The organism is Streptomyces sp. NPDC047974 (assembly GCF_040653375.1).
Classification (GTDB): domain Bacteria; phylum Actinomycetota; class Actinomycetes; order Streptomycetales; family Streptomycetaceae; genus Streptomyces.
Window position 1 is genome coordinate 154,978 of record NZ_JBEZNU010000014.1, and the last position, 23,182, is coordinate 178,159.

Consider the following 23,182-nt stretch of genomic DNA (forward strand, 5'->3'; position numbering starts at 1 on the left):
AACCCTTACACAGTAACGCGTAAGGCATACGCAGTACGCCGACGAGCGCAGCAGAAGGGGACACCCATGCCTCCCGCCACCGGAAATCCCGCCATCGAGACCGCCGGCCTCACCAAGACCTACGGCGCCGTCCGCGTCCTCGACTCCCTCGACCTCCGCGTCGAGACCGGCACCGTCTTCGCCCTCCTCGGGCCCAACGGCGCCGGCAAGACCACCACCGTCCGCGTCCTCGCCACCCTCGCCGCCCCCGACGCCGGGCACGCGCGCGTGGCCGGCCACGACGTCGTCACCGAGCGGCGCGCGGTCCGCCGCGCCATCAGCCTCACCGGCCAGTACGCCGCCGTCGACGAGACCCTCACCGGCGCCGAGAACCTCCGCCTCGCCGCCCGGCTCTCCGGCCTCTCCCGCAAGGCCGCCGCCCGCCGCGCCGACGAACTCCTCGAACGCTTCCGGCTCACCGACGCCCGCGACCGGCAGACGAAGACGTACTCCGGCGGCATGCGCCGCCGCCTCGACCTCGCCGCCGGCCTCGTCCGCGACCCCGGCACCACCCGCATCGTCTTCCTCGACGAGCCCACCACCGGCCTCGACCCCCGCAGCCGCAACGAACTCTGGGACGCCGTCCGCGAGTTGTCGGCCCACGGCACCACCGTCTTCCTCACCACCCAGTACCTGGAGGAGGCCGACCGGCTCGCCCACCGCGTCGCCGTCCTCGGCGGCGGCCGCACCCTCGCCGAAGGCACCCCCGAGGAACTCAAGCGGCGGTACGCGGGCCACCGCCTCGACCTCGTCGCCCGCGACCGGGAGGCCTACCTCCGCCTCGCCCCGCACGCCACCGGCCACACCCCCGCCACCCTCACCCTCGGCGTCCCCACCGACGGCAGCGCCGCCCACGTCCGCGCCCTGCTCGACGAACTCGACCCGCACCGCACCGACATCACGCGCTTCGCCGTGCACAGCGCCACCCTCGACGACGTCTTCCTCACCCTCACCAGCGCCACGAAGGAGCCGAGCCATGTCTGACGCGACCGCGAGCCCCCTCGCCACCACCACCGCCCTCGTCGGGCGCGGCATCCTCCTCAGCCGGCGCAACCTCGACGCCGTCGTCACCGCCCTGGTGATGCCCGTGATGCTGATGCTCGTCTTCGTCTACTTCTTCGGCGGCGCCATCGACACCGGCGCCACCCGCTACGTCACCTACGTCGTCCCCGGCGTCATCGTCCTGTGCGCCGGCTTCGGCGCCGCCGCCACCGCCGTCTCCGTCAGCGAGGACATGCGGCGCGGCACCGTCGACCGCCTCCGCACCCTCGACGTCGGCGCCGTCCCCTTCCTCACCGGCCACGTCGTCGCCACCGTCGCCCGGAACGTCCTGGCCACCGCGCTGGTCCTCGGCGTCGCCTTCCTCATCGGCTTCCGGCCCACCGCCACCCCCGGCGGCTGGCTCGCCGCCATCGGCCTGCTGCTCGCCTACATCACCGCCGTGTCCTGGCTGTCCGCGGCCGCCGGCCTCGTCGCCAAGACCCCCGAGGCGGCCAACACGGTCACCTTCCTCATGATGTTCCTGCCCTACCCGAGCAGCGCCTTCGTGCCCATCGAGACCATGCCGGGCTGGCTGCACGGCTTCGCCGAGCACCAGCCCGTCACCCCGCTCATCGAGTCGATGCGCGGCCTGCTCCTCGACCAGCCGGTCGGCGACGCGCCCTGGACCGCGCTCGCCTGGTGCGGCGGCCTCCTCGCCCTGGCCGTCGCCGCCTCCGGCGCGCTCTTCCGCCTCCGTACCCGGTAGCCCTAGAAGATGTCGGGCGAGAACGCCCGCAGCGGCGCCCGGAACAACAGCTCGGCCCGGGCCGCCGCACCCGGCACCGCCTCCTCGATCCGGCCCAGCAGGGCCAGCCGGACCGCCGACTCGTCGCCGAGGACCAGCCGCGACAGCTCGGCCACGTCCAGCACGAGGTCCGCGGAGGCGGTCGTCGGAACGCACGACGCCCCCTTCGGCGAGGCGTCCAGGCGGTAGCGGCCGCCCACGAAGCCGTCGCCGTCCCGCACGTCGAGGACGAGCCCGTCCGTCACCGGGTACGTCCGCTCCTCCAGGACCCGCACCACGTCCAGGATCCGCAGCCACATCATGTCCACGTGGCTCACCGCCCTCGCCGCCCGCGGGTCCGGCAGCAGCAGCGGCAGCGGGTCGTCCGGCGGCCGGTGGCCGCTGCGGACGGTCGCCACCCAGTCCACCGAGCAGACGTACCGCCACAGCGCGTGCTCGGCGGCCGGCGTCGCCGCGATCAGGTCCCGCACGGTCAGCGTGTTCTCCGGCTGCTTGCCGTCGCCCCACTTGTCGTCGCAGCGGTACGACACGTACCCCTCCGGCTCCCCGGCGGCCGAGCGGTAGACCGCGTAGTACGGCTCCGTCCACGACTCCAGCTGATAGCCGCCGCCGGTGCCCACGTCCCAGTTGCGCGGCGCGCGATCGGTGACGCCGGCCCGGACCCCGGCGAGCCGCCGGTGCAGCCCGGGACCGATCCGGCGGATCTCCGCCCCGTCGGCGAGATCGATGCGGCCGCCGTCCTCCGGACGGCCGCTGCGGCGCGGATCGAGGCCCGCCCGGCGCAGGTCCACGCTCCACTCGGTCGTCCAGCTCGCCGGACCGAAGCCGTACCGGCCGTAGATCGGGTACTCGGCGGCGATCAGGGTCGCGACCGCGTCGCCCCGCTCCCGGGCGGCCGCCAGGTCCAGCGCCATCAGCCGGCTCAGCAGCCCGCGCCGCCTGTGCGTCGGCGCCACCGTCACCTGCGTGACCGCGTCCGCGACGAGGGTGCCACCGCCGACCGTGCTCAGCTCCTGCCGGAAGGAACGGAAGGTGGCGACCACCCGGCCGCCGTCCACGGCGGCCAGCGTCCGGTCCAGGTCGGCATGGGCCAGCCGGTCGGCGACCAGCCCGTCGGAGACGACCGGCTCGTGCAGGAACCCGGTCCGCAACGCACGCAGCCAGTCGGGGAACTCGGACTCGGTCACCGCACGCAGTTCGACAGCCATCCCCCGACCCTACGCACGCCCGCCCGTTCCGCCACGGGTTTTCCCCGGGCTCAGGCCAGCAGGTCGTCGACCTGCGCCTCGCCCTCCCGGTAACGACGGGCGATCTCCGCCCCGCAGTCGTCGGCGGTCCGCTGGAGCGACTGCCGGCGCCGCGAGATCTGCTGCTCGTACCCGGCGAGCCGTCCCATCGCGGTGTGCAGCTCCTCGTCCGTGCGGGCCGTCAGGTCCGACAGCTCGACCTCCGACAGCATCTCGGCCGCGAGCCGCCGGTACTCCTCCCCGCGCGGCGTCGACAGCGTCACGTGCCGGGCCGAGGTCCGGTGCCGCGACGGCACGTCCGCGAGGATCTCGGAGAGCCGGTCGAGCACCGGCGCCTCCGGATCGGTCCGGCGCGCCAGCTCCGCCCGCAGGATGTCGATCCGGCCCTGCAGCATCCGGCGCACATAGCTGAGATCGGCCTCGTCGCTCTGCGCGTCCCGGCGCAACGCCCGCAGCTCGGCCAGACGCAGCCCGCCGAGGTCGTGCCCCGGCCGGCCGGACGGCGCCGGCTCACCGGTCCGCTGCACGGGCGGCCGCGCGACCGGACCGCCGGGCACCGGGCCACCGGGCACCGGACCGGCGGAGCGGATCAGCGGTACGGGGCCGGACGGCGTCGGCCCCGTGCTGGATGCACTCATGAGAATCGTCCCCTCGACCGGTGCGCAGCCGCACCGCCTCCTGGCATGGTGCCACTCCCGCACACGCGCGTGCAGGCGCTCTGCACCCGTTCGGCCCCCAGAAATCCCCGATCGGTAGGTTGGGGCCCATGCGAGCTGTGGTGCAGAGGGTGGACGGCGCGAAGGTCGTCGTCGCAGGGGAGACGGTCGGCGAGATCACCGGCGAGGGGCTGTGCGTCCTGGTGGGGGTCACCCACGACGACACCCCCGAGAAGGCCGCCCAATTGGCGAGAAAGCTCTGGTCCGTCCGGGTACTGGAGGACGAGAAGTCCTGCTCCGACACGGCCGCGCCGCTCCTGGTGATCTCCCAGTTCACGCTCTACGGCGACGCCCGCAAGGGCCGCCGCCCCACCTGGAACGCCGCCGCCCCGGGCCCCGTCGCCGAACCCCTCGTCGACGAGGTCGTCGCGCAGCTGCGGAAGCTGGGCGCGCACGTGGAGACGGGCCGCTTCGGAGCCGACATGCGCGTCAGCCTCACGAACCACGGCCCGTTCACGGTCGTCGTCGACGTCTGACGCCGTCCGTCGCGCATCCGACGGCTACGGCTCGACGACGGTCTCCTGCGCGGCGGCCGTCGTCCCCGCCACCAGCGGCGCGTCCACCGGCACGTTCCGCTTCACCAGCGCCAGGGCGATCGGCCCCAGCTCGTGGTGGCGGACGGCCGTCGTCACGAAGCCGAGCTGACGCCCCTCCGGCCCGTCGGCCGCGAGCCGCAGCGGCGTACCGTGCGCGGGCAGCGCCACCTCGCTGCCGTCCAGGTGCAGGAAGACCAGGCGGCGCGGCGGCTTCCCCAGGTTCTGCACCCGGGCGACCGTCTCCTGCCCCCGGTAGCAGCCCTTCTGCAGGTGCACGGCCGTGCCGATGAGCCCGACCTCGTGCGGGATCGTCCGGTGGTCGGTCTCGAAGCCGAGCCGCGGCCGGTGCCCCTCCACGCGCAGCGCCTCGTACGCGAGGACACCGGCGGCCGGCCCGTGCGCACCGGCGAAGGCCTCCAGCTCCGCACGCGGCAGGAACAGGTCACGCCCGTACGCCGTCTCCCGTACGACGACGCCCTCGGGCGACTCCGCGGTGGAACCGGCCGGCAGGTGCACCACGGCGAACTCGTCCGACCGGTCGGCGACCTCGACCCGGTAGAAGAACTTCATCGACTCCAGGTAGGCGATCAGCTCGCCCTGCGTCCCCGGCTCGACGTGCGCCCACACCGTCTCGCCGTCGTCGACGAGGGAGAGGGCGTGCTCGATGTGCCCGTTGGCGGAGAGGATCAGCGCCTCCGTGGCCTGACCGGCCGGAAGGTCGCTGACGTGCTGGGTGAGCAGCAGATGCAGCCAGCTCAGCCGGTCGTCGCCGGTGACGGTGACGACCCCCCGGTGCGAGAGGTCGACGAATCCCGCCCCGTCGGCGAGGGAACGCTGCTCACGGAACAGGTCGCCGTAGTGCGCGGCGACGCCTTCGTCACGGCCTTCGGCGGGAACGGCGCCGGGCAGGGACAGCAAAGGGCTCTTCGAAGGGCTCTTCATGGGAAAAGCCTACGACTCCGCCGTCAGGACTCGTCGGCGGCGGCCTTGCGCGCGCAGTCCGCGCACAGCCCGAAGATCGCGAAGTGCTTCATGTCGGTCGCGAACCCGAAGGTCTCGCGCAGCTTCCCGGTGAACTCGGCGGCCACCTCGACGTCCGCCTCGATCACCCCCGAACAGTCCCGGCACACCAGATGCAGATGGTGGTGCCGGTCCGCGAGGTGGTACGTCGGGGCCCCGTGCCCCAGATGCGCGTGACTGACGAGCCCGAGCTCCTCCAGGAGCTCCAGGGTCCGGTACACCGTGGAGATGTTCACCCCGGAGGCGGTCTTGCGCACCTCGACGAGGATGTCGTCCGGCGTGGCGTGCTCCAGCACGTCCACCGCCTCCAGGACAAGCTGACGCTGCGGCGTCAGCCGGTAGCCGCGCTGCCGCAGATCGCTCTTCCAGTCGGTGCTCACCACGCCCCCCAGTGTAGGAGGGCGCGGCGGGCTGCCGGGGGTCCCGCGGGGGCCTACTTGAAGAAGGCGATGCCGTCGTCGGGCATGTCGGGGAGGTTGCGCGCCATCTCGGCGACCTCCTCGGGGGTGACGACCTTCTTCAGGTGGGCGGACATGTAGGGGCGGAGCGGGACCTCGGGGGTCGCCTTCTCGCCGACCCACATGAGGTCGCTCTTCACGTAGCCGTAGAGGCGCTTGCCACCGCTGTACGGGCCGGAGGCGGCGGTGCGGGCCACGGCGTCGGTCGCCAGGTCGATCTGCGGCTTCTGGTCGGCGAGCTCGCCGTACCAGACCTCGACGACGCCGTCGTCGCGGACCATCACGACCTCGACCTTGCGGTCCTTGTCGATCCGCCAGAAGCCGCTCTCGCTCTCCAGCGGGCGGACCTTGTTGCCCTCCGCGTCGAGGACCCAGGAGTGCGAGTGGTACTCCAGGAAGTCCCGGCCGTCGTGGCTGAAGGTCACGGACTGGCCGAAGTTGCACTTCTCGGCGCCGGGGAAGTCGGACACGCCGGCGCCCTCCCAGGTCCCGAGGAGGAACGCGAGCGGGACGAGGTCCGGGTTGAGGTCGGACGGGATCTGGATCATGAGCGACTCAGACGATCTGTGAAAGGGGCCGGTGAGAGGGGAGGGACCGAGGGGTCAGCGCTGACCCTGGTACAGCTTCTTCACGGCCAGACCGGTGAAGGCGAGCACGCCGACGGCGACCAGGACCAGCAGGGTCTCGAAGAAAACGATCACGGGGTGCTCCTCGGCTGAGCGGTGAAGGCGGAACGGACCGGACCCCAGCTTAGTGGGCGGGACCCCCGCCCACTCGGTGAGGTGGGTCTCCCCGACGATCAAGCACCGGAACGGACCCCGCTTCCCGGTCGGCCTCCGGCACGGCCTCGCATTACAGTGCGGTGCATGGCGAAGAAGCTCGTGATCAAGGTGACCGCCGGGGCCGACGCCCCGGAACGCTGCTCCCAGGCCTTCACCGTGGCGGCCGTCGCCGTCGCCAGCGGCGTCGAGGTGTCGCTGTGGCTGACCGGCGAGTCCGCGTGGTTCGCCCTCCCGGGCAAGGCGGCCGAGTTCGAGCTGCCGCACGCCGCCCCGCTCCCGGACCTGATCGACTCGATCCTGGCCGCCGGCCGGATCACCCTCTGCACCCAGTGCGCGGCCCGCCGCGAGATCACCGAGCAGGACGTCCTGCCCGGCGTCCGCATCGCCGGCGCGCAGGTCTTCGTCCAGGAGGCCATGACCGACGGCACCCAGGCCCTCGTCTACTGACCCCGTCCCCGGTTCCGGTACGGATTCCGGCCGGATCTCCCCTGGACTCCTCCGGGCGGATCGCCGACCATGGCGCACGCACGTGTGTGCGGACGGTTCCGGGCGAGGCGGGGGAGGCCACGGTGGAACGGAACGACGGCGCAGGACGGCCCGACGACGAGCGCCCGTGGAACCGCCCGCGGGACCCCGCCCGGTCCGGCGGCGGCCCCGCGAAGCCGCCCGAGCCCCCCGTGTACCCGCCGGGCGACGTGCCGATGCCCGGGCCGGTACGCAATCTCCGCACGCTGCTGATGGTGCTGGCCGGCGCGCAGGCCCTGCTCGCCGTCTGGGTGCTCACGCACGACGTCGAGATCGCGGCGCGGACCTGGGAGGACGACGCGCCGGAGCTCCACTCGGGCACGGTCCGGTTCCTCGGCGTACTGGTCCTGGCGCTGGCCGGCTGGGGCGTGGCCACCGCGCTCAGGTTCCCCACCCGCCTGCCGGGCGTACGGATCTCGGCCATCGCCTACGGCTGGGTGTCCCTGCCGTTCGCCTATGTGTTCCTCGGCATGACGATCATCACGGTGGCCTGGACGGCCCTGACGATCCTGGCCCTGGTCCGCCCCCACCAGCCGGAGTCCCATGCCTGGTTCGGCTGACGCCCGCCGCTACTCCCGCCGCTTCCTGCCGTCGAGCTCGTCCCACCACTCGTCCGACTGCGCATCCCCGGACGGGTCGTCCCACCAGCGGTCCTCCGGCCCCCGCCGGTTCGCCACCATCGCCGCGACCGGCGGGATGACCATGGCCACCACGCACATCCCGATGGCCACCGGCATGGAGAACAACCGCACGACGGCCCAGGCGCCCACGAAGAGCAGCAGGCAGGCACCCATCATCCAGAAGTAGACGCGCCGACGCCGTGCGTACACACCTCCAGCCTACGACCGCGACCCCGCCGCGGACAGACCGAAGGGCCGTGCCCCGAGTCCTGGTGATGGCGTCCAACCCCCCAGGAGGCACGGCCCTCCGGCCGTCTGTGATGCGACGGATCAGACCGCGATGGCCACGTCCGTCAGGCTACCCGTCTCGGTGACGACGACCTTGCGGTCGGCCTGGGCGCCGGGGACGAGGGCGCGGAGGGTCCACTCGCCGGTGGCCGCGTAGAAGCGGAACTGGCCGGTGGCGGAGGTGGGGACCTCGGCCGTGAACTCGCCGGAGGAGTCCAGGAGGCGGACGTAACCGGTGACGGGCTCGCCGTCCTTGGTCACCTGGCCCTGGATGGCCGTCTCACCGGGCTTGAGGGTGCTGACGTCGGGGCCGCCGATCGGTGCTCCACACATGTTCTCTGTCCTGTCCTAGAGGGGAGGGAAGGTCGCGCGACCCGGTCTTACTTGTTGGCGCCGAGCTCGATCGGCACGCCGACGAGGGAGCCGTACTCGGTCCAGGAGCCGTCGTAGTTCTTGACGTTCGGGACCTCGAGGAGCTCGTGCAGGACGAACCAGGTGAGGGCGGAGCGCTCGCCGATGCGGCAGTAGGCGACGGTGTCCTTCGCCAGGTCGACCTGCTCGGCCTCGTAGAGGGCCTTCAGGTCCGCGTCGGACTTGAAGGTGCCGTCGTCGTTGGCGTTCTTCGACCACGGGATGTTGCGGGCGGACGGGACGTGGCCCGGGCGCTGCGACTGCTCCTGCGGGAGGTGGGCCGGGGCGAGCAGCTTGCCGGAGAACTCGTCGGGCGAGCGGACGTCGACCAGGTTCTGGGTGCCGATGGCGGCCACGACGTCGTCGCGGAAGGCGCGGATCGAGACGTCCTGGGCCTGGGCCTTGTACTCGGTGGCCGGGCGGGCCGGGACCTCGGAGCCGTCGACCAGGTCGCGGGAGTCGAGCTCCCACTTCTTGCGGCCGCCGTCGAGGAGCTTGACGTCCTGGTGGCCGTACAGCTTGAAGTACCAGTAGGCGTACGAGGCGAACCAGTTGTTGTTGCCGCCGTAGAGGACGACCGTGGTGTCGTTGCCGATGCCCTTGGCCGAGAGGAGCTTCTCGAAGCCCTCCTGGTCGATGAAGTCACGGCGGACCGGGTCCTGGAGGTCCTTGGTCCAGTCGATCCGGATGGCGTTGCGGATGTGGTTCTTGTCGTAGGCGGCGGTGTCCTCGTCGACCTCGACGATCGCGACGGCCGGGTTGTCGAGGTTGGCCTCGACCCAGTCGGCGTCGACCAGTACGTCGCTGCGAGCCATGTCTGTTCTCCTCCGGGGCAGTGTGCGGCGGTGTGGTGCGGGGTGGTGCTGCATGTGCGGGTACGCGTCGGGGCTGCGCCCGACGGCGTCGTGCTACGCGGTGCGGCCTCGACCTCGGGGGTCGGCGGGCCGGGGGAATACGGGCGCGGAGCGCGTCCCGCTCAGACGGAGCGACAGAGCATGGCGGCGATGCGGCACAGGTCTACTGCCCGCCGCTTCGTGAGTTCCGCCTGTCGCTTCATGCCGTCGATCGTAGGGACGGACAGGCGACCGTGTCACCGGCGTGTCGTATCGTGAGACGCGATCGTCCGAAGAATGAGACGAGAGTGGGGTCGGGGCGGGGTGCCGTGCCCCGGTTTCCTGCCGTCCGAGCCCGTGCTTCTGCGGATCGGACGGGGTCGTCTCAGTATGTGAAAGAAGGCCGCGCTCAGCCCGCGATCGCGACGTCCCGGCCGTTCACCGTCACCGCGAGCCCCTCGGGGCGCGGCTCCACCTTCGCGACCCGCATGCCGGCGACGCGGCCGATCGGGCGCTCGAAGTCGGTGCGCTCGCGGACCATCTCCTCCAGGAACGGGATGCCGCCGCCGGGCACCTCGTCGGCGCGGACCTTGAGGGTGTCGCCGTCCACCAGGGTGACCGAGGAGGTGACCGTACGGGTCACCTTGCGGCCCAGGACCTCGACGCTGCCCGTCACCTTCACCTTGCCGGGGCCGCCGTACTCCATGGCCGTCGCCCGCTCCGAGGCCGCGACCAGGTCCGCGTACGAGATGAGCGCCGTGCCGTTCGCCTCGCCGGCCCGGTAGCCGCTCCAGTCGCCGGTGACGGTCACGTCCCGCAGGTCGAAGGTGATCTCGTCGATCCGGAGGGACTTGTCACCCGCCTGGGTGTGGGCGCCCCGCGCGACCACCCGGACCTCGCCGAAGCGCTTGTCGGCGGCCTGGGTGAGGAAGGGGAAGCCCTTGATGTCGACCTCGACCGAATCGGTCCTGCCGCCGGCGAGCGAGGCGCGGCCCGCGACCTCCGACTCGGCCCAGGCGGCGGCGAGCCGGTCGCCCCCCACCAGGATTCCGCCCAGCACGACGGCCACGACCAGCAGGATCCGCAGTGCTCGCATGGCTTTCTCTTCCCCCGTCGCCAGTTCGTCAGTGTTCCGGTGATGCGTGCCGGCCCCCCGACACGAAGATCGACGTGTCGGGGGGCCGGACGGTTCCCGGGCGCCCCGGGCGGGCCGTGCGTCGGTCAGACCAGGGCGCGGCCGAGAAGGTACACGGCGGGCGCGGCGGCCGTCAGCGGCAGGGCCACCCCGGCGGTCATGTGCACGAAGCGGGACGGGTAGTCGTAGCTGGCCACCCGCAGGCCGACGAGGGCGCAGACGCCGGTGGCGAGGCCGAGGAGCGCCCCGGAGGCGCCCATGCCGCTCAGGGTGCCGGCGACGATGCCGGCGCCCGCGCCGGCGAGGAGCGAGACGACGAGCGAGACCGGGCCGGGCAGCGGGAGCGCGCGGGCCAGGACGGTGGCGCCGACGGCGGCCGCGCCGACGGTCACCGCGTCCGGCTCGGCGCCGAGGTGTCCGGCGGCGAGGACGGTCAGCGCCGCCGACGTGACGGTGGCCATGAGGCCGTACATCCGCTCGTCGGGTTCGGCGTGGCTGCGCAGCTGGAGGACCAGGCAGAGCAGCACCCAGACGCCGAGGGTGCCGAGGAGGGCGGGGGCCGCGTGCTCGCGGCCGGTGGCGAGCAGGGCGGCGTCGGCGACGAGTCCGCCGAGGAAGGCGAGCGCGATGCCCTGCCGGGCCGGCCACATGCCGTTGAGCCGGAACCAGCCGGCGGCGGTCAGCGCCTGGAGCGCGACCAGCGGCAGCAGGAGCCCGTACGTGCCGAGCGCGGCGCCGCCGGCGAGGAGCAGCCCGAGGACGGCGGTCAGCGCGGCGGGCCGCATGCCGGGCTCGATGATCGGCGACCGGCCCTCGGCCCGCGCGCGCTGCGCGTCGGTGATCCGGGTGTTCCCGGAGGTGGTGGGCGAGGAGTACGCGGGCGCCTCGGCCTCCTGTGCCTCGGGGGCCGGGGCGTACGGCTCCGGCTGGGCGGGCGGCTGCGCGGGCGTGTACGCCTCGGGCTGCGCGTACGGCTGCTGGGGCTGCGCGTACGGCTGCGCGTACTGCTCCGGCCGTACGTTCGGTTCCGGCTGCGCGTACGGCTGCTCGGGCTGCGCGTACGGGGCGTACGCCTGCCCGTCGTACCCCTCCTGCGGGTGGGCGTACGGCTGCTGGGCCTGCGGCTGCGCGCCCGGGTACCCGTACGCCGCGTCCTCGGGGCGGACCGTCGGCTGGTACGTGGTGTCCCAGGTCTGGCCCTCCCAGGTCTGGGTGACCGAGGGGTCGTACGCGTTCGGGTCGTGCGGCGCGCCGCCGTACCGCTGGTCGTTGCTCAACTGGTTCCTCTCGGGATACCCCCGGCTTCAGCCTGGGGAGGGAGACTCCTGCGGAGCAGGACAAGGGGCTGGGCTTCGCCGCCAGGGCGGATTGCGGCGCTCTGACCCGCAGGTTGGTCGCTTATCGAAAGTCTCGCTAGTTTGTGAGCGTGACCACGACGTGCGTGAAGCGGGCGTTCAAGTACCGCTTCCGTCCGACCGATGCGCAGGCAGCGGAGCTGTCGCGCACATTCGGATGCGTCCGCAAGGTCTACAACCTGGCGCTGGCAGCCCGCACCGAGGCGTGGGCACGGCAGGAGCGGGTGAACTACAACGCCACGTCGGCGATGCTGACAGCGTGGAAGAAGACCGAGGAGCTGGCGTTCCTCAACGAGGTGTCGTCGGTTCCGCTCCAGCAGTGCCTGCGGCACCTGCAGAGCGCCTTCACGAGCTTTTTCGGCAAGCGGGCGAGGTACCCGCGGTTCAAGTCGAAGAAGAGGTCGCGGAAGTCCGCCGAGTACACCACCAGCGGGTTCCGTTGGCGTGACGGCAGGCTGACGCTGGCGAAGATGGCGGAGCCGCTGGGCATCGTGTGGTCGCGTCCGCTCCCCGCCGGGGCGAGCCCTTCGACGGTGACCGTGTCCCAGGACAGCGCGGGCCGCTGGTTCGTCTCCCTGCTCTGCGACGACCCGACGGTCAAGCCGCTGCCCGCCACGGACACGGCGATCGGGGTCGATGTAGGCCTGAACCACCTGCTGACCCTGTCCACGGGCGAGAAGATCGCCAACCCGAGGCACGAGCGCCGCGACCGCGCCCGGCTCGCCCGCGCCCAGCGGCAGCTGGCCCGCAAGGCCAAGGGTGATGGCGCCAACCGGGCCAAGGCCCACAGGAAGGTCGCCAGGATCCATGCTCGGATCACCGACCGCAGGCGGGACGGCCTGCACAAGCTGACCACTCGGCTCGTTCGTGAGAACCAAACGATCGTGATCGAGGACCTGACCGTGCGCAACATGGTCAAGAACCACACGCTCGCCCGAGCCGTCTCGGACGCGAGCTGGAGCGAGTTCCGCTCCCTGCTGGAGTACAAGGCCGCCTGGTACGGACGGGAAGTGATCGCGGTCGACCGCTTCTTCCCCTCCACCAGGCTGTGCTCCCACTGCGGCACCCTTCAGGAGAGGATGCCGCTCGGCGTCCGCACCTGGACGTGCGACAGCTGCGGCACGACCCATGACCGGGACGTGAACGCGGCACGCAACCTTCTGGCCGCCGGGCTGGCGGTGTCGGTCTGTGGAGCCGGTGTAAGACCTCAACGGAGAACTCCGGGCGGGCAGTCGACGACGAAGCAGAAAACCCCACGGCGCGAGCCGTAGGACCTTCCCCCCCTCGTCCACGAGGGGGGGAAGGAAGAAGTCAAGCTGTGGGGTTCACCCTCCTGCGAACGGGGGGAGCACCTCGACCGTGCCGCCCTCGGCAAGCCGTACGGTCTCATGGCTCCGGGTGCCGACCGGGTCGCCGTCGACGAGGAACGAGCACCGCTGGAGGACCCGGACGAGCTCGCCCGGGTGGTCCGCGCGGGCGGCGTCCAGGGCCTCGGCGAGGGTCTCGGCGGTGTACGGCTCCTCGGCGACCCCTGCGGCGGCCTTGGCCGCGGCCCAGTAGCGGATGGTTCCCGCTGCCATAGCGGCGCTCCCTTCGTTCGTGTGCGCGCCGCTCCCCATGATGGGCTATCGGCGGACGAGCCAGGCGCCGAGCCGGTCAAGGAGCTCCTCGCCGGCCGCGTTCTCGGCGTGGCCCATGCCGGGCTCCAGCCACAGTTCGACGGGTGCGCCGTCGGGGGCGGCCGCGGCGAGCATCCGGGGGTGGTCGAGCGGGAAGTAGGGGTCCCGGTCGCCGTGGACGAGGAGCAGCGGGGCGGGGGCGATCAGCGGGACGGCCTCGAACGGCGGCAGCGGTTCGGGGTCCCAGGGGCGGGCGTCGACGCGGGTGCGGAGCCCGTACCGGCCGACGAGCCGGCCGACCGGGCGGGTGACCATCCAGTGGAGGCGGCGCATCGGGGCCGTGCCCCGGTAGTACCAGCGGGCGGGTGAGGAGACGGCGGCGACCGCGTCGGGTCCGGTGGCGGTGGCGCGGTCGAGGGCGGCCTGCCGGAGGACGACGGAGCCGCCCATGGAGAAGCCGACGGTCACCACGCGCGCGTGGCCCAGCTCACGGGCCCAGCGGACGGCGGCGGCGAGGTCGAGGACCTCGCGGTCGCCGAGGGTGGAGAGGCCGCCGGAGCGGCCGTGGCCGCGGAAGGAGAAGGTGACGACGGCGTCCGCGTGCCGGCCGAGGGCCTGGGCGGCGCGCCGGACGGCGGGGCGGTCGGCGGCGCCGGTGAAGCCGTGCGCGACGACGACGGCGGTGTCGGCGACACTGGCGGAGAAGCGTTCGTGAACCGCCTCGATCCGGACGCCGTCGTCCGTCCTCAGCATTGCGCGGCGAGGTCCGGAAGTGAGCGAGGAAACATCCATCATGTGAAATCGGCCCTCTGCCTCGGAACTCATGTGGGCTATTCTCCTAGGCAGGGATCCGGGCGACGTCGCCACCGGGTCCTTTTGCGTTTTCCGGCCGTTGTTACGGACGGATGAACAAAAGCTCTCAGGGCGCGGGAGCGACAGGTGAGACCGCAGTAACAGCAGTACGGCAGTACCGCAGAAACAGAGCAGTACCGCAGATGTCCTCGCAGGGACCGAGGAGGAACCGACGTCATGGACGAGCGTACGAAGCACGACCGACCGACGAGCCGGCCGACCCTGGCAGGGGGAGAGGCCCGATGAGTTCTCTGCTGCTCCTCACGAACGCCCTCCAGCCGTCGACCGAGGTGCTGCCCGCCCTCGGCCTGCTGCTGCACAACGTGCGGGTGGCCCCCGCCGAGGGCCCGGCCCTGGTGGACACCCCCGGCGCCGACGTGATCCTCGTCGACGGGCGGCGCGACCTGCCGCAGGTCCGTTCGCTCTGCCAGCTGCTGCGCTCCACCGGCCCCGGCTGTCCGCTGGTCCTGGTGGTCACGGAGGGCGGTCTCGCGGCGGTCACGGCCGACTGGGGCATCGACGACGTGCTGCTCGACACGGCGGGGCCGGCCGAGGTCGAGGCGCGGCTGCGGCTCGCGCTCGGCCGCCAGCAGATCGTCGCGGACGACTCCCCGATGGAGATCCGCAACGGCGACCTGTCGGTGGACGAGGCCACGTACAGCGCGAAGCTGAAGGGCCGGGTCCTGGACCTCACCTTCAAGGAGTTCGAGCTCCTGAAGTACCTGGCGCAGCACCCGGGCCGGGTGTTCACGCGGGCGCAGCTGCTGCAGGAGGTGTGGGGGTACGACTACTTCGGCGGCACCCGTACGGTCGACGTCCATGTGCGGCGGCTGCGTGCGAAGCTCGGCCCGGAGCACGAGTCGCTGATCGGCACCGTCCGCAATGTGGGATACCGCTTCGTGACGCCGGAGAAGGTGGAGCGGGCAGCGGAGGAGGCGCGCGCCAAGGAGGCGAAGGGGGCGGCGGGCCGGGAGTCCGACGGGACGAAGCGGATGGAAGCGGGGCAGGACACCCGGGAAGAGGCCCGTTCCGGGGGCCGTGCGGAGGCTCGTACGGGTACCGGAGTCAAGGACGCCACGGCCGACACCACTCGTTAGAGGGACGGTAACGTGGCGTATGCCACAACGCGACCTGCCGGTAGGTAGGTCACCCCGCGTAGACTTCCGCGCGTGGCCAAGGTGACGCGGGATGACGTAGCGCGACTGGCGGGTACTTCGACCGCGGTCGTGAGTTACGTCATCAACAACGGACCCCGGCCGGTCGCCCCGGCCACGCGCGAGCGTGTCCTCGCCGCCATCAAGGAGCTGGGCTACCGGCCCGACCGGGTGGCCCAGGCGATGGCGTCGCGCCGCACCGACCTCATAGGCATGATCGTCCCGGACGCGCGCCAGCCCTTCTTCGCCGAGATGGCGCACGCGGTCGAGCAGGCCGCCGCCGAGCGCGGAAAGATGGTCCTGGTCGGCAACTCCGACTACCGCACCGAGCGCGAGATCCACTACCTGCGCGCCTTCCTCGGCATGCGGGTCTCCGGGCTGATCCTCGTCAGCCAGGGCATGAGCGAGCAGGCCGCGAGCGAGATCGAGGCCTGGGACGCGCGCGTGGTGCTGCTGCACGAGCGGCCCGAGGCGATCGACGACGTCGCCGTCGTCACCGACGACATCGGCGGCGCGCAGCTCGCCACCCGGCACCTCCTGGAGCACGGCCACCCGTACGTGGCGTGCCTCGGCGGCGTCCCCAACACCCCGGCCGTCGGCGACCCGGTCGCCGACCACGTCGAGGGCTGGCGGCGCGCCATGCAGGAGGCCGGCCGCACGACCGAGGGCCGGCTCTTCGAGGCCCCGTACAACCGCTACGACGCCTACCAGGTGGCCCTGAAGCTCCTCGCGGGACCGGACCGCCCGCCGGCCATCTTCTGCTCGACCGACGACCAGGCCTTCGGCGTGCTGCGCGCCGCCCGCGAGCTGCGCATCGACGTGCCGACCGAGCTGGCGGTGGCGGGCTTCGACGACGTGAAGGAGGCGGCGCTCACCGACCCGCCGCTGACCACCGTCTTCTCCGACCGCCCGGCCATGGCCCGCGCCGCGGTCGACCTGGTCCTCGACGACTCCGTCCGCGTCAACGGCTCCCGCCGCGAACGCGTCAAGCAGTTCCCCTCGGCCCTGGTGGTCCGCCGCTCCTGCGGCTGCCACTGACCCCGTCCGGGCCGGCGGACCCTCCGCCTTTATTTCGGGCATACAGGGTTCTGTCGGGCTTCTCAGCCGGTCCTCAGACGGCTCTCATCTCACGGGCCGAGAGTCGGTGCCATGACGGACCACACGCAGCCCCAGCAGCCGTACTACCCGCCGCGCCCGCCGTACGAGCCGACGCAGCCGATCACCACCGAGCCGGGCACCACCGTGTGGCCGTCCGGGTCCGGCGGCGGCTTCACCCCTCCCCCGGCCGAGCCGGCGTACGCGGCGGCCGGCCCGGTGCCCGGCGGCGGCCCCGTCTCCCGGCGGCGCGCCAAGCGCGGGGTCGGCCTCATGGCGGCCGTGGCCATCGCGGCGGCGGCGATCGGCGGCGGCACCGCGACCCTGGTGCAGCAGCTCACCGCGCAGGACGCGCCCGTCACCGCCTCCTCCTCGGTCAGCGGCACCAACGTCTCCGCGAGCAGCTCCGGCACGGTCGCCGGGGTCGCCGAGGCCGTCTCCCCCTCCACCGTGGAGATCTCCGCGAGCTCCGCCTCCGGCAAGTCGACCGGCTCCGGCGTGATCATCACCGCCGACGGCGAGATCGTCACCAACAACCACGTGATCTCCGGCGCCTCCGAGATCACCGTGCGGACCAGCGACGGCAGGACGTACGCCGCCGAGGTCGTCGGCACGGACCCCGACAAGGACCTCGCGCTCATCAAGCTCGCCGGCGCCTCCGGCCTGAAGGCCGCCACCCTCGGCGACTCCTCCAAGGTGAGGGTCGGCGACGAGGTCGTCGCCATCGGCTCCCCCGAGGGCCTCACCGGCACCGTCACCAGCGGCATCGTCTCCGCCCTCGACCGCGACGTCACGGTCGCCAAGGCCTCCGAGGACTCTGAGGACTCTGAGGACGCCGGCAGCGGCCAGGGCCAGCAGTGGGACCCGCGGCAGGGCTGGCCGTTCGAGTTCGGCGGACAGCAGTTCAACGGCGACACCGGCTCCTCGAAGACCACCTACAAGGCGATCCAGACCGACGCCTCCCTCAACCCCGGGAATTCCGGCGGCGCGCTGATCAATATGAACGGCGAGATCATCGGGATCAATTCGGCCATGTATTCGCCCAGTTCTTCGAGCGGTTCGACCGCCGGCAGCGTCGGCCTCGGATTCGCCATCCCGGTGAACACCCTGAAGGCCGACCTCGACACCCTCCGCTCCGGCGGCCGGAACTGAGCACATGGCACGCTGACCCCATGACCGGGCAGCCGAACGACACCGAACGCATCCTCATCGTCGACGACGAACCCGCCGTGCGGGAGGCCCTGCGCCGCTCCCTCGCCTTCGAGGGCTACGCGACGCGGGAGGCCGTCGACGGGGTGGACGCGCTCGCCGCCATGGAGTCGTACGCCCCCGACCTCGTCGTCCTCGACGTGCAGATGCCGCGCATGGACGGGCTGACCGCGGCCCGCCGGATCCGGGCCGCCGGCTCCACCGTGCCGATCCTCATGCTGACCGCCCGCGACACCGTCGGCGACCGCGTCACCGGCCTCGACGCCGGCGCCGACGACTACCTCGTGAAGCCCTTCGAGCTCGACGAGCTCTTCGCCCGCATCCGCGCCCTGCTGCGCCGCAGCGCGTACGCCGCCCCGGCCGCGCCCGCCGGCGAGCCGGAGGACGTGCTGTCCTTCGAGGACCTGCGGATGGACCTGGCGACCCGCGAGGTCACCCGCGCCGGCCGGCCCGTCGAACTGACCCGCACCGAGTACACCCTCCTGGAGATGTTCCTGGCCCACCCCCGCCAGGTCCTCACCCGCGAGCAGATCCTCAAGGCCGTCTGGGGCTTCGACTTCGAACCCAGCTCCAACTCCCTGGACGTGTACGTGATGTACCTGCGGCGCAAGACCGAGGCGGGCGGCGAGCCCCGCCTCGTCCACACCGTGCGCGGCGTCGGATACGTGCTGCGCGGCGGAGGCGGCACCGAGTGACCCTTCCCCGCCCCACCGCCCGGCCACGCCCCCGTACCCCCCTGGCCTGGTTCCGGTCCCGGCCGCTGCGCTCGCGCCTCGCGCTGCTCACCGCCTTCGCCGTGGCCGTCGCCGTCGCCGCCGTCTCCGCGGCCTGCTGGTTCGTGACGCGCGCGCAGCTGGAGGGCGAGATGGACTCCGCGCTGCGCAACACCCGGCTGGACCCGGCCGCCGTGCGCAGCCTCCTCACCCTCTGCCGGCAGGGCGAGACCCCGCCGCCCGCGGCCGGCTCGTACACCGTGCAGATCATCGACTCGGCCGGCGGCGTCTGCACCTCCGGCAAGGCGGCGCTCCCGGCCGGCGAGGGCGACCTGGCCGTGGCCCGGGGCACGCTCGCGTACGTCCTGCACACGGTGAAGGACGCCGACGGGCGCGAGATGCGCGTCTACACCTACCCGCAGCAGGGCCCGCCCGGCCTCGCGGTCTCCGTCGCCCGCCCGCTCGCCGAGATCGACAACTCGCTCTCCACGCTCGGCTGGGTCCTGCTCCTCGTCTCCGGCATCGGCGTGATCGGCGCGGGCGCCGCCGGACTGTGGGTGGCGAGGACCGGCCTGGAGCCGGTGCACCGGCTCACCGGGGCGGTGGAGCACGTGGCGGCGACGGAGGACCTGACGGTACGGATCCCGGCCGACGGCGAGGACGAGATCGCCCGCCTGTCGCGCGCCTTCAACCAGATGACGGCCGCGCTGGCGAGCTCACGGGACCGGCAGGCGCGGCTGATCGCGGATGCGGGGCACGAGCTGCGCACCCCCCTCACCTCGCTGCGGACCAACATCGAGCTGCTCGCCCGCAGCGAGGAGACCGGGCGCGCGATCCCGCCGGAGGACCGCCGGGCCCTCATGGCGTCGGTGAAGGCCCAGATGACGGAACTGGCCGCGCTCATCGGCGACCTCCAGGAACTGGCCCGCCCGGACGCGGTGCGCCCGGGTCGGCTGGAGGTGGTCGGGCTCCACACCGTGCTGCGCTCGGCCCTGGACCGCGCCCGGCTGCGCGGTCCGGAGCTGACCTTCGCGACGGACCTGGCGCCCTGGTACGTACGCGCCGAACCGGCCGCCCTGGAACGGGCCCTGGTCAACGTCCTCGACAACGCGGTGAAGTTCTCGCCGCCGCGCGGCACGATCGAGGTGACCCTGATGCGCGGCGAACTGACGGTCCGCGACCACGGCCCGGGCATCGCCCCCGACGAGCTCCCGCACGTCTTCGACCGCTTCTGGCGCTCCCCGTCGGCCCGCAGCCTCCCCGGCTCGGGCCTGGGCCTCTCGATCGTCGCCCGCACGGTGAAGCGGACGGGCGGCTCGGTGACCCTGTCCCCGGCGGAGGGCGGCGGCACGGTGGCGAACCTCCGCCTGCCGGGCGCGCCGACGCCCCCGCCGGAGGTCACCGCCTGACCGGCTACTGACCGACGCGCCCGTCGACGCGCTCGCGCAGCAGGTCGGCGTGGCCGCAGTGGCGGGCGTACTCGGTGATCTGCATGGTGAGGAGTTCGCGGAGCTGGCCGCCGTCGGGGAGCCGCGCGCCGAGGTCCGGCGCGGCGGCGAGGTACGCGTCGGTCGCCGCCGCCTCCTCCTTCCAGCGGAGCCGCGCCTCGGCGACGACGGCCGGGTCGGCGACCGCGCCGGTCCAGTCGGCCTCGCGGTCGTCCGGGGTGCGGTAGATCCGGGGCGACTCCTCGCCGGCCCTGTGGGCAGGCGTCCCGCAGGGCGGGACGGGTGGGCACAGGGACGGCGCCCGTCTGCCGGGCCTCGGCTTTACGCGCCTGAACCCGCACCTGCTGTACGGCTCCGTACGGGTGCGGGTCCAGGCGCATGTGCGGAGGCACCCGCAAAGGGTGCCGTTCCGTTGTGCCCACCCGTTCCGCCCTGCGGAACGATTGCCCACAACGGGACGGCGGCGGCGACGGATGACCCGGGCTCCAGCCCATGGGTCCCGGGTTCAGTTGTGCCGCAGCAGCGCCTCCACCAGCCCGGCGCGGGTCGCGGGGAAGTCGAGGGGGACGATGCCGAGCCCGGTGCTCCCGGCCAGTTCGGCGCTGTCGAGGAAGCCGTGGACCCAGGGGTTGAGCCGGTCGGAGTTCCAGCGGGGCGGCAGGTAGGCGGAGGTGCTGACGAAGTTCACGTACAGCGGTCCGGGCCGGGCGACGGCCGCGCGGAAGTGGGCCTGGATCTTCGGGTACTTGGCGTCGGGCAGCGCGTTCCAGTCGTCCTGGACGGCGAAGTACCGGGAGTCGGCCCAGCGCAGCCCGGGCAGGCCGGCGTTGTCGGCGAGCAGCACGACCCGGCCGCGCGCCTCGCCGAGGAGCGGGAGCGTGTCCCCGATCCGGAAGAGGGGGCGCCAGCCGCGCCGGTCGAGGTAGTCGTCGAAGACGGCCCGGAAGGTCGCGTCGGACTCCTCGGAGTACTCCTGCTTGACCCGCATGAGGACGGTCTCGGAGGGGTGCGCGGCGAGGAAGTCGCGGCAGGCGACGAGGACGTCGCCGAACATCATGTTCTGGTACGAGGCCCCGTGGTGGATGGCGAAGGACCCGCCGGTGACGCGGCAGCGCACGTCGAGGAAGCGCACGCCGCTGTCGAGCTGCTGGGCGATCGTGGTGTTCTGGCACTCGCTCCAGGGGCCGCCGAACCGGGCACCGGAGTCGTGCGTCCCCGGGAGGGTGAGCCGCCTCAGCTCGGTCCCGTCTCCGTGCGCCCCCATCCACGCGCGCGTGTCGAGGGCCGCGCCGCGCGCCGCGGGCGCCCCGGCGAGCAGTGCAACTCCGGCCCCGAGGGCCCCGGCGAGAAGGCGTCGTCGCTCCATGACACGCGATGATGACAGGTCCGCGTCAAGAAGCGCCAGGGTGCCGCGGGGCACGGAAGAGGGGGGCGGCCCTCCGCCGGACCGGCGGAGGGACGCCCCCCTCGGGGGACGGCCGAAGCGGGCTACTTGACGACCGTGATCCGGTCCGTCGCCGGCGCCCGGAGCGGCTGGGCGGCCGAGGAGTTGGCCGTCAGGTAGGCGATGAAGACGTCCAGGTCCGACGCGCCGACCAGCTTGTTCGTGCCGGTGGCCAGGACCGGGAAGCCGTCGCCGCCGCCCGTGAGGAACTCGTTCATCGCGACCCGGTAGCTCTTCGACGGGTCGATCGGCTCACCGTTCAGGCGCACCGAGTCCACGACGATCCGGTCCGCGCCCGTCTTGGTCGTGTCCAGGGTGTAGGTGAAGCCCTTGGACACCTGGAGGATCTTCGGAGCGGCCAGGTTGGCACCGCTGACCTGCTGCTGGAGCGCGGTCACGAGCTGGGCGCCGGTCAGGTCGACCACCGTCATCATGTTGGTGAACGGCTGGACGGTGTACGCCTCGCCGTAGGTCACCACGCCGTCCCCGAGGGTCAGCGGCGCGCGGACGCCGCCCGGGTTCATCAGGGCGAGCTGGGCGCCGCCCTTGTCGGCCGGCGAGAGGCCCGCCAGCTGCGCGTCGGCGATGAGATTGCCCAGCGGCTTCTCGTACACCTCGGTGGGGTTCTCGATGCTCTCGCCGATGTGGCCGACGGGACGGTTCGCGATCGGCTCGGCCAGCGCCTTCCAGCGCTTGATCAGATCACTGATCTTCCCGTGCTCGGAGTCGCGGGTGACGACGTGGTTGGCGGAGGCGACGGCGGTGCGGACGATGTCCTTCGTGCGCCGGTCGTAGGTGAGCGTCGTGTCGGTGTACAGCCGGCCGAAGGAGGCCGCCGAGGTCACCGTGCGCGGCTTGCCCGACGGGTCCGGGATGGTGCACGCGTACGCCTGGTGGGTGTGGCCGGTGACCAGGGCGTCGACCTGCGGGGTGATGTTCTTGGCGATGTCGACGATCGGGCCGGAGATGCCGGCGCCGGCGCCCGGGGTGTCGCAGTCGTAGTTGTACGCGCCCGAGGCGGGCATGCCGCCCTCGTGGAGCAGGGCGACGATCGACTTCACGCCCTTGCGCTCCAGCACCTTGGCGTACTTGTTGATCGTCTCGACCTCGTCGCCGAACTTCAGGCCCTTGATGCCCTCGGCGGAGACGATGTTCGCCGTGCCTTCGAGCGTGACGCCGATGAAGCCGATCCGGACGCCGTCCTTCTCCCAGATGAAGTACGGGTCGAGCAGCGGCTTGCCGCTCTTCTCGTCGGTCACGTTGGCCGCGAGGTAGGGGAAGTTCGCCCCCTCGAAGGTCTTGCCCTCCTCGAAACAGCCCTCGACCGGGTGGCAGCCGCCGTTCTGTATGCGGCTCAGCTCGCGCGCGCCCTCGTCGAACTCGTGGTTGCCCACCGAGCTCACGTCGAGCTTCATCTCGTTGAGCGCCTCGATGGTCGGCTCGTCGTGGAAGAGCCCCGAGACCAGCGGCGAGGCACCGATCATGTCGCCGGCCGCGGCCGTGATGGAGTACCGGTGACCCGCGCGGGCCTGCTCCAGGTGCGTGGCCAGGTACTCGGCACCGCCGACGTTGTTGATCGTCTCGGTCGTGCCGTCCTCCTTGACCCGCGTCAGCCGGGCCGACGAACCGGTCGGCGGCTCCAGGTTGCCGTGCAGGTCGTTGAAGGACAGCAGCTGGACGTCGACCATCCGGCCCCAGCCCTTGCCGTTCGTCCCGCCCGCGCCCTCGGCGTCCGACGAGGCACCCGCCGGCATGGCGGCGACGAGCGCGCCGACCGTCGCCAGCCCCGCGCCGGCGGCCAGAATCCGCCGCCCGGCCTTGCTCTTCCTGCGGTTCACTGCCATCTCTCCTGAGGTCCCCTTTGCCCCGTGCCCCGATTCGCGGCTTTGATCGTCTG

General features: G+C 72.5%; 26 protein-coding genes. 11 read left to right on the forward strand and 15 right to left on the reverse strand.

The annotated features are described in order from the left end of the window. Positions 1–66 precede the first annotated feature (66 nt). Both AB0E19_RS21290 and AB0E19_RS21295 read left to right on the forward strand, forming a co-directional pair. On the forward strand, positions 67–1,023 hold the full coding sequence (locus AB0E19_RS21290) for an ATP-binding cassette domain-containing protein (protein ID WP_362182299.1): 957 nt from the start codon (positions 67–69) through the stop codon (positions 1,021–1,023). After that, on the forward strand, positions 1,016–1,786 hold the full coding sequence (locus tag AB0E19_RS21295; RefSeq protein WP_362182302.1) for an ABC transporter permease: 771 nt from the start codon (positions 1,016–1,018) through the stop codon (positions 1,784–1,786). Before AB0E19_RS21290 ends, AB0E19_RS21295 begins: the two co-directional genes overlap by 8 nt. Positions 1,787–1,788: 2 nt before the next feature. Here the strand turns inward: AB0E19_RS21295 and AB0E19_RS21300 are convergent, their stop codons facing one another. Continuing rightward, the gene (locus AB0E19_RS21300; RefSeq protein ID WP_362182305.1) at positions 1,789–3,033 is read right to left on the reverse strand and encodes a GNAT family N-acetyltransferase; all 1,245 of its coding nucleotides are present in this window, start codon (positions 3,031–3,033) and stop codon (positions 1,789–1,791) included. Positions 3,034–3,083: 50 nt separating this feature from the next. Then, positions 3,084–3,710 carry an ABC transporter substrate-binding protein gene (locus AB0E19_RS21305; RefSeq protein ID WP_362182308.1) on the reverse strand — a complete coding sequence of 209 codons (627 nt, stop codon included), beginning with the start codon at positions 3,708–3,710 and terminating at the stop codon, positions 3,084–3,086. A gap of 128 nt (positions 3,711–3,838) precedes the next feature. Between AB0E19_RS21305 and dtd the strand changes: the two genes are divergently transcribed. Beyond that, positions 3,839–4,264 (forward strand): D-aminoacyl-tRNA deacylase, encoded by a 426-nt coding sequence (gene dtd, locus AB0E19_RS21310; RefSeq protein WP_362182311.1) that lies wholly within the window; start codon positions 3,839–3,841, stop codon positions 4,262–4,264. Between the two features lie 24 nt (positions 4,265–4,288). Here the strand turns inward: dtd and AB0E19_RS21315 are convergent, their stop codons facing one another. Genes AB0E19_RS21315 through AB0E19_RS21325 form a run of 3 tightly spaced genes read right to left on the reverse strand, consistent with a single transcriptional unit; the run spans position 4,289 to position 6,350 of the window. Beyond that, complete coding sequence (locus AB0E19_RS21315; RefSeq protein ID WP_362182314.1) at positions 4,289–5,266, reverse strand: folate-binding protein; 978 nt, start codon at positions 5,264–5,266, stop codon at positions 4,289–4,291. A 23-nt stretch (positions 5,267–5,289) separates the two neighbouring features. Further along, positions 5,290–5,727 (reverse strand): transcriptional repressor, encoded by a 438-nt coding sequence (locus AB0E19_RS21320; RefSeq protein WP_362182317.1) that lies wholly within the window; start codon positions 5,725–5,727, stop codon positions 5,290–5,292. 50 nt (positions 5,728–5,777) lie between these two features. Then, the gene (locus AB0E19_RS21325; protein ID WP_189950939.1) at positions 5,778–6,350 is read right to left on the reverse strand and encodes an FABP family protein; all 573 of its coding nucleotides are present in this window, start codon (positions 6,348–6,350) and stop codon (positions 5,778–5,780) included. A gap of 318 nt (positions 6,351–6,668) precedes the next feature. On the opposite strand from AB0E19_RS21325, the gene AB0E19_RS21330 reads away from it, so the two are divergent. Both AB0E19_RS21330 and AB0E19_RS21335 read left to right on the forward strand, forming a co-directional pair. Next, the gene (locus AB0E19_RS21330) at positions 6,669–7,031 is read left to right on the forward strand and encodes a DsrE family protein (protein WP_362182321.1); all 363 of its coding nucleotides are present in this window, start codon (positions 6,669–6,671) and stop codon (positions 7,029–7,031) included. A gap of 122 nt (positions 7,032–7,153) precedes the next feature. Then, complete coding sequence (locus tag AB0E19_RS21335) at positions 7,154–7,669, forward strand: hypothetical protein (RefSeq protein WP_362182324.1); 516 nt, start codon at positions 7,154–7,156, stop codon at positions 7,667–7,669. Positions 7,670–7,678: 9 nt separating this feature from the next. Here AB0E19_RS21335 and AB0E19_RS21340 read toward each other — a convergent pair whose 3' ends face one another. From AB0E19_RS21340 to AB0E19_RS21360, 5 genes are all read right to left on the reverse strand, one after another. Next, the gene (locus tag AB0E19_RS21340) at positions 7,679–7,939 is read right to left on the reverse strand and encodes a DUF3099 domain-containing protein (protein ID WP_362182328.1); all 261 of its coding nucleotides are present in this window, start codon (positions 7,937–7,939) and stop codon (positions 7,679–7,681) included. A gap of 120 nt (positions 7,940–8,059) precedes the next feature. Next, a complete protein-coding gene (locus AB0E19_RS21345) occupies positions 8,060–8,350 on the reverse strand; it encodes a DUF1416 domain-containing protein (RefSeq protein WP_031009709.1) in 291 nt (96 codons plus the stop codon). A 47-nt stretch (positions 8,351–8,397) separates the two neighbouring features. After that, the gene (locus AB0E19_RS21350; protein ID WP_362182332.1) at positions 8,398–9,243 is read right to left on the reverse strand and encodes a sulfurtransferase; all 846 of its coding nucleotides are present in this window, start codon (positions 9,241–9,243) and stop codon (positions 8,398–8,400) included. A 427-nt stretch (positions 9,244–9,670) separates the two neighbouring features. Next, entirely contained in the window at positions 9,671–10,357 is a 687-nt protein-coding gene (locus AB0E19_RS21355; protein WP_362182335.1) for a DUF2993 domain-containing protein, read from the reverse strand. Between the two features lie 125 nt (positions 10,358–10,482). Further along, positions 10,483–11,673, reverse strand: a complete 1,191-nt coding sequence (locus AB0E19_RS21360; RefSeq protein ID WP_362182338.1) for a hypothetical protein — start codon at positions 11,671–11,673, stop codon at positions 10,483–10,485. 149 nt (positions 11,674–11,822) lie between these two features. Here AB0E19_RS21360 and AB0E19_RS21365 point away from each other — a divergent pair, with 149 nt between their 5' ends. Beyond that, on the forward strand, positions 11,823–13,022 hold the full coding sequence (locus tag AB0E19_RS21365) for an RNA-guided endonuclease TnpB family protein (RefSeq protein WP_362182341.1): 1,200 nt from the start codon (positions 11,823–11,825) through the stop codon (positions 13,020–13,022). A gap of 54 nt (positions 13,023–13,076) precedes the next feature. On the opposite strand, the gene AB0E19_RS21370 is transcribed toward AB0E19_RS21365, so the two are convergent. Together AB0E19_RS21370 and AB0E19_RS21375 are read right to left on the reverse strand one after the other, a co-directional pair. Further along, positions 13,077–13,331: a MoaD/ThiS family protein gene (locus AB0E19_RS21370; RefSeq protein ID WP_169087723.1), complete on the reverse strand. Its 255-nt coding sequence runs from the start codon at positions 13,329–13,331 to the stop codon at positions 13,077–13,079. A 45-nt stretch (positions 13,332–13,376) separates the two neighbouring features. Continuing rightward, positions 13,377–14,195, reverse strand: a complete 819-nt coding sequence (locus tag AB0E19_RS21375) for an alpha/beta fold hydrolase (RefSeq protein WP_362182345.1) — start codon at positions 14,193–14,195, stop codon at positions 13,377–13,379. Between the two features lie 269 nt (positions 14,196–14,464). Here AB0E19_RS21375 and AB0E19_RS21380 point away from each other — a divergent pair, with 269 nt between their 5' ends. From AB0E19_RS21380 to AB0E19_RS21400, 5 genes are all read left to right on the forward strand, one after another. Continuing rightward, positions 14,465–15,319, forward strand: coding sequence for a response regulator transcription factor (locus tag AB0E19_RS21380; RefSeq protein WP_362182348.1), 855 nt, complete (start codon positions 14,465–14,467; stop codon positions 15,317–15,319). Positions 15,320–15,391: 72 nt separating this feature from the next. Next, on the forward strand, positions 15,392–16,414 hold the full coding sequence (locus AB0E19_RS21385; protein WP_360607887.1) for a LacI family DNA-binding transcriptional regulator: 1,023 nt from the start codon (positions 15,392–15,394) through the stop codon (positions 16,412–16,414). A gap of 111 nt (positions 16,415–16,525) precedes the next feature. Continuing rightward, positions 16,526–17,623, forward strand: coding sequence for a trypsin-like peptidase domain-containing protein (locus tag AB0E19_RS21390; RefSeq protein WP_362182352.1), 1,098 nt, complete (start codon positions 16,526–16,528; stop codon positions 17,621–17,623). 20 nt (positions 17,624–17,643) lie between these two features. After that, entirely contained in the window at positions 17,644–18,375 is a 732-nt protein-coding gene (locus AB0E19_RS21395) for a response regulator transcription factor (protein WP_362182355.1), read from the forward strand. Next, positions 18,372–19,802, forward strand: coding sequence for a HAMP domain-containing sensor histidine kinase (locus AB0E19_RS21400; protein WP_362182358.1), 1,431 nt, complete (start codon positions 18,372–18,374; stop codon positions 19,800–19,802). Before AB0E19_RS21395 ends, AB0E19_RS21400 begins: the two co-directional genes overlap by 4 nt. A gap of 4 nt (positions 19,803–19,806) precedes the next feature. Here AB0E19_RS21400 and AB0E19_RS21405 read toward each other — a convergent pair whose 3' ends face one another. The 3 genes from AB0E19_RS21405 to AB0E19_RS21415 form a co-directional block, all read right to left on the reverse strand. Beyond that, positions 19,807–20,292 (reverse strand): DUF664 domain-containing protein, encoded by a 486-nt coding sequence (locus AB0E19_RS21405; RefSeq protein ID WP_362182361.1) that lies wholly within the window; start codon positions 20,290–20,292, stop codon positions 19,807–19,809. A 54-nt stretch (positions 20,293–20,346) separates the two neighbouring features. Then, entirely contained in the window at positions 20,347–21,207 is an 861-nt protein-coding gene (locus tag AB0E19_RS21410; protein ID WP_362182364.1) for a phosphatidylinositol-specific phospholipase C, read from the reverse strand. 122 nt (positions 21,208–21,329) lie between these two features. Further along, positions 21,330–23,129: a bifunctional metallophosphatase/5'-nucleotidase gene (locus AB0E19_RS21415; protein ID WP_362182366.1), complete on the reverse strand. Its 1,800-nt coding sequence runs from the start codon at positions 23,127–23,129 to the stop codon at positions 21,330–21,332. Positions 23,130–23,182 lie beyond the last annotated feature (53 nt).

Bases quoted from the DNA above. Each gene is read 5' to 3' on its own strand.
- AB0E19_RS21380 (WP_362182348.1), top strand. From the start codon at position 14,465: ATGAGTTCTCTGCTGCTCCTCACGAACGCCCTCCAGCCGTCGACCGAG.
- AB0E19_RS21410 (WP_362182364.1), bottom strand. From the start codon at position 21,207: ATGGAGCGACGACGCCTTCTCGCCGGGGCCCTCGGGGCCGGAGTTGCA.
- AB0E19_RS21300 (WP_362182305.1), bottom strand. From the start codon at position 3,033: ATGGCTGTCGAACTGCGTGCGGTGACCGAGTCCGAGTTCCCCGACTGG.
- AB0E19_RS21415 (WP_362182366.1), bottom strand. From the start codon at position 23,129: ATGGCAGTGAACCGCAGGAAGAGCAAGGCCGGGCGGCGGATTCTGGCC.
- AB0E19_RS21295 (WP_362182302.1), top strand. From the start codon at position 1,016: ATGTCTGACGCGACCGCGAGCCCCCTCGCCACCACCACCGCCCTCGTC.
- AB0E19_RS21390 (WP_362182352.1), top strand. From the start codon at position 16,526: ATGACGGACCACACGCAGCCCCAGCAGCCGTACTACCCGCCGCGCCCG.
- AB0E19_RS21345 (WP_031009709.1), bottom strand. From the start codon at position 8,350: ATGTGTGGAGCACCGATCGGCGGCCCCGACGTCAGCACCCTCAAGCCC.
- AB0E19_RS21330 (WP_362182321.1), top strand. From the start codon at position 6,669: ATGGCGAAGAAGCTCGTGATCAAGGTGACCGCCGGGGCCGACGCCCCG.
- AB0E19_RS21325 (WP_189950939.1), bottom strand. From the start codon at position 6,350: ATGATCCAGATCCCGTCCGACCTCAACCCGGACCTCGTCCCGCTCGCG.
- AB0E19_RS21355 (WP_362182335.1), bottom strand. From the start codon at position 10,357: ATGCGAGCACTGCGGATCCTGCTGGTCGTGGCCGTCGTGCTGGGCGGA.
- dtd (WP_362182311.1), top strand. From the start codon at position 3,839: ATGCGAGCTGTGGTGCAGAGGGTGGACGGCGCGAAGGTCGTCGTCGCA.
- AB0E19_RS21370 (WP_169087723.1), bottom strand. From the start codon at position 13,331: ATGGCAGCGGGAACCATCCGCTACTGGGCCGCGGCCAAGGCCGCCGCA.
- AB0E19_RS21315 (WP_362182314.1), bottom strand. From the start codon at position 5,266: ATGAAGAGCCCTTCGAAGAGCCCTTTGCTGTCCCTGCCCGGCGCCGTT.
- AB0E19_RS21290 (WP_362182299.1), top strand. From the start codon at position 67: ATGCCTCCCGCCACCGGAAATCCCGCCATCGAGACCGCCGGCCTCACC.
- AB0E19_RS21395 (WP_362182355.1), top strand. From the start codon at position 17,644: ATGACCGGGCAGCCGAACGACACCGAACGCATCCTCATCGTCGACGAC.
- AB0E19_RS21305 (WP_362182308.1), bottom strand. From the start codon at position 3,710: ATGAGTGCATCCAGCACGGGGCCGACGCCGTCCGGCCCCGTACCGCTG.
- AB0E19_RS21375 (WP_362182345.1), bottom strand. From the start codon at position 14,195: ATGAGTTCCGAGGCAGAGGGCCGATTTCACATGATGGATGTTTCCTCG.
- AB0E19_RS21350 (WP_362182332.1), bottom strand. From the start codon at position 9,243: ATGGCTCGCAGCGACGTACTGGTCGACGCCGACTGGGTCGAGGCCAAC.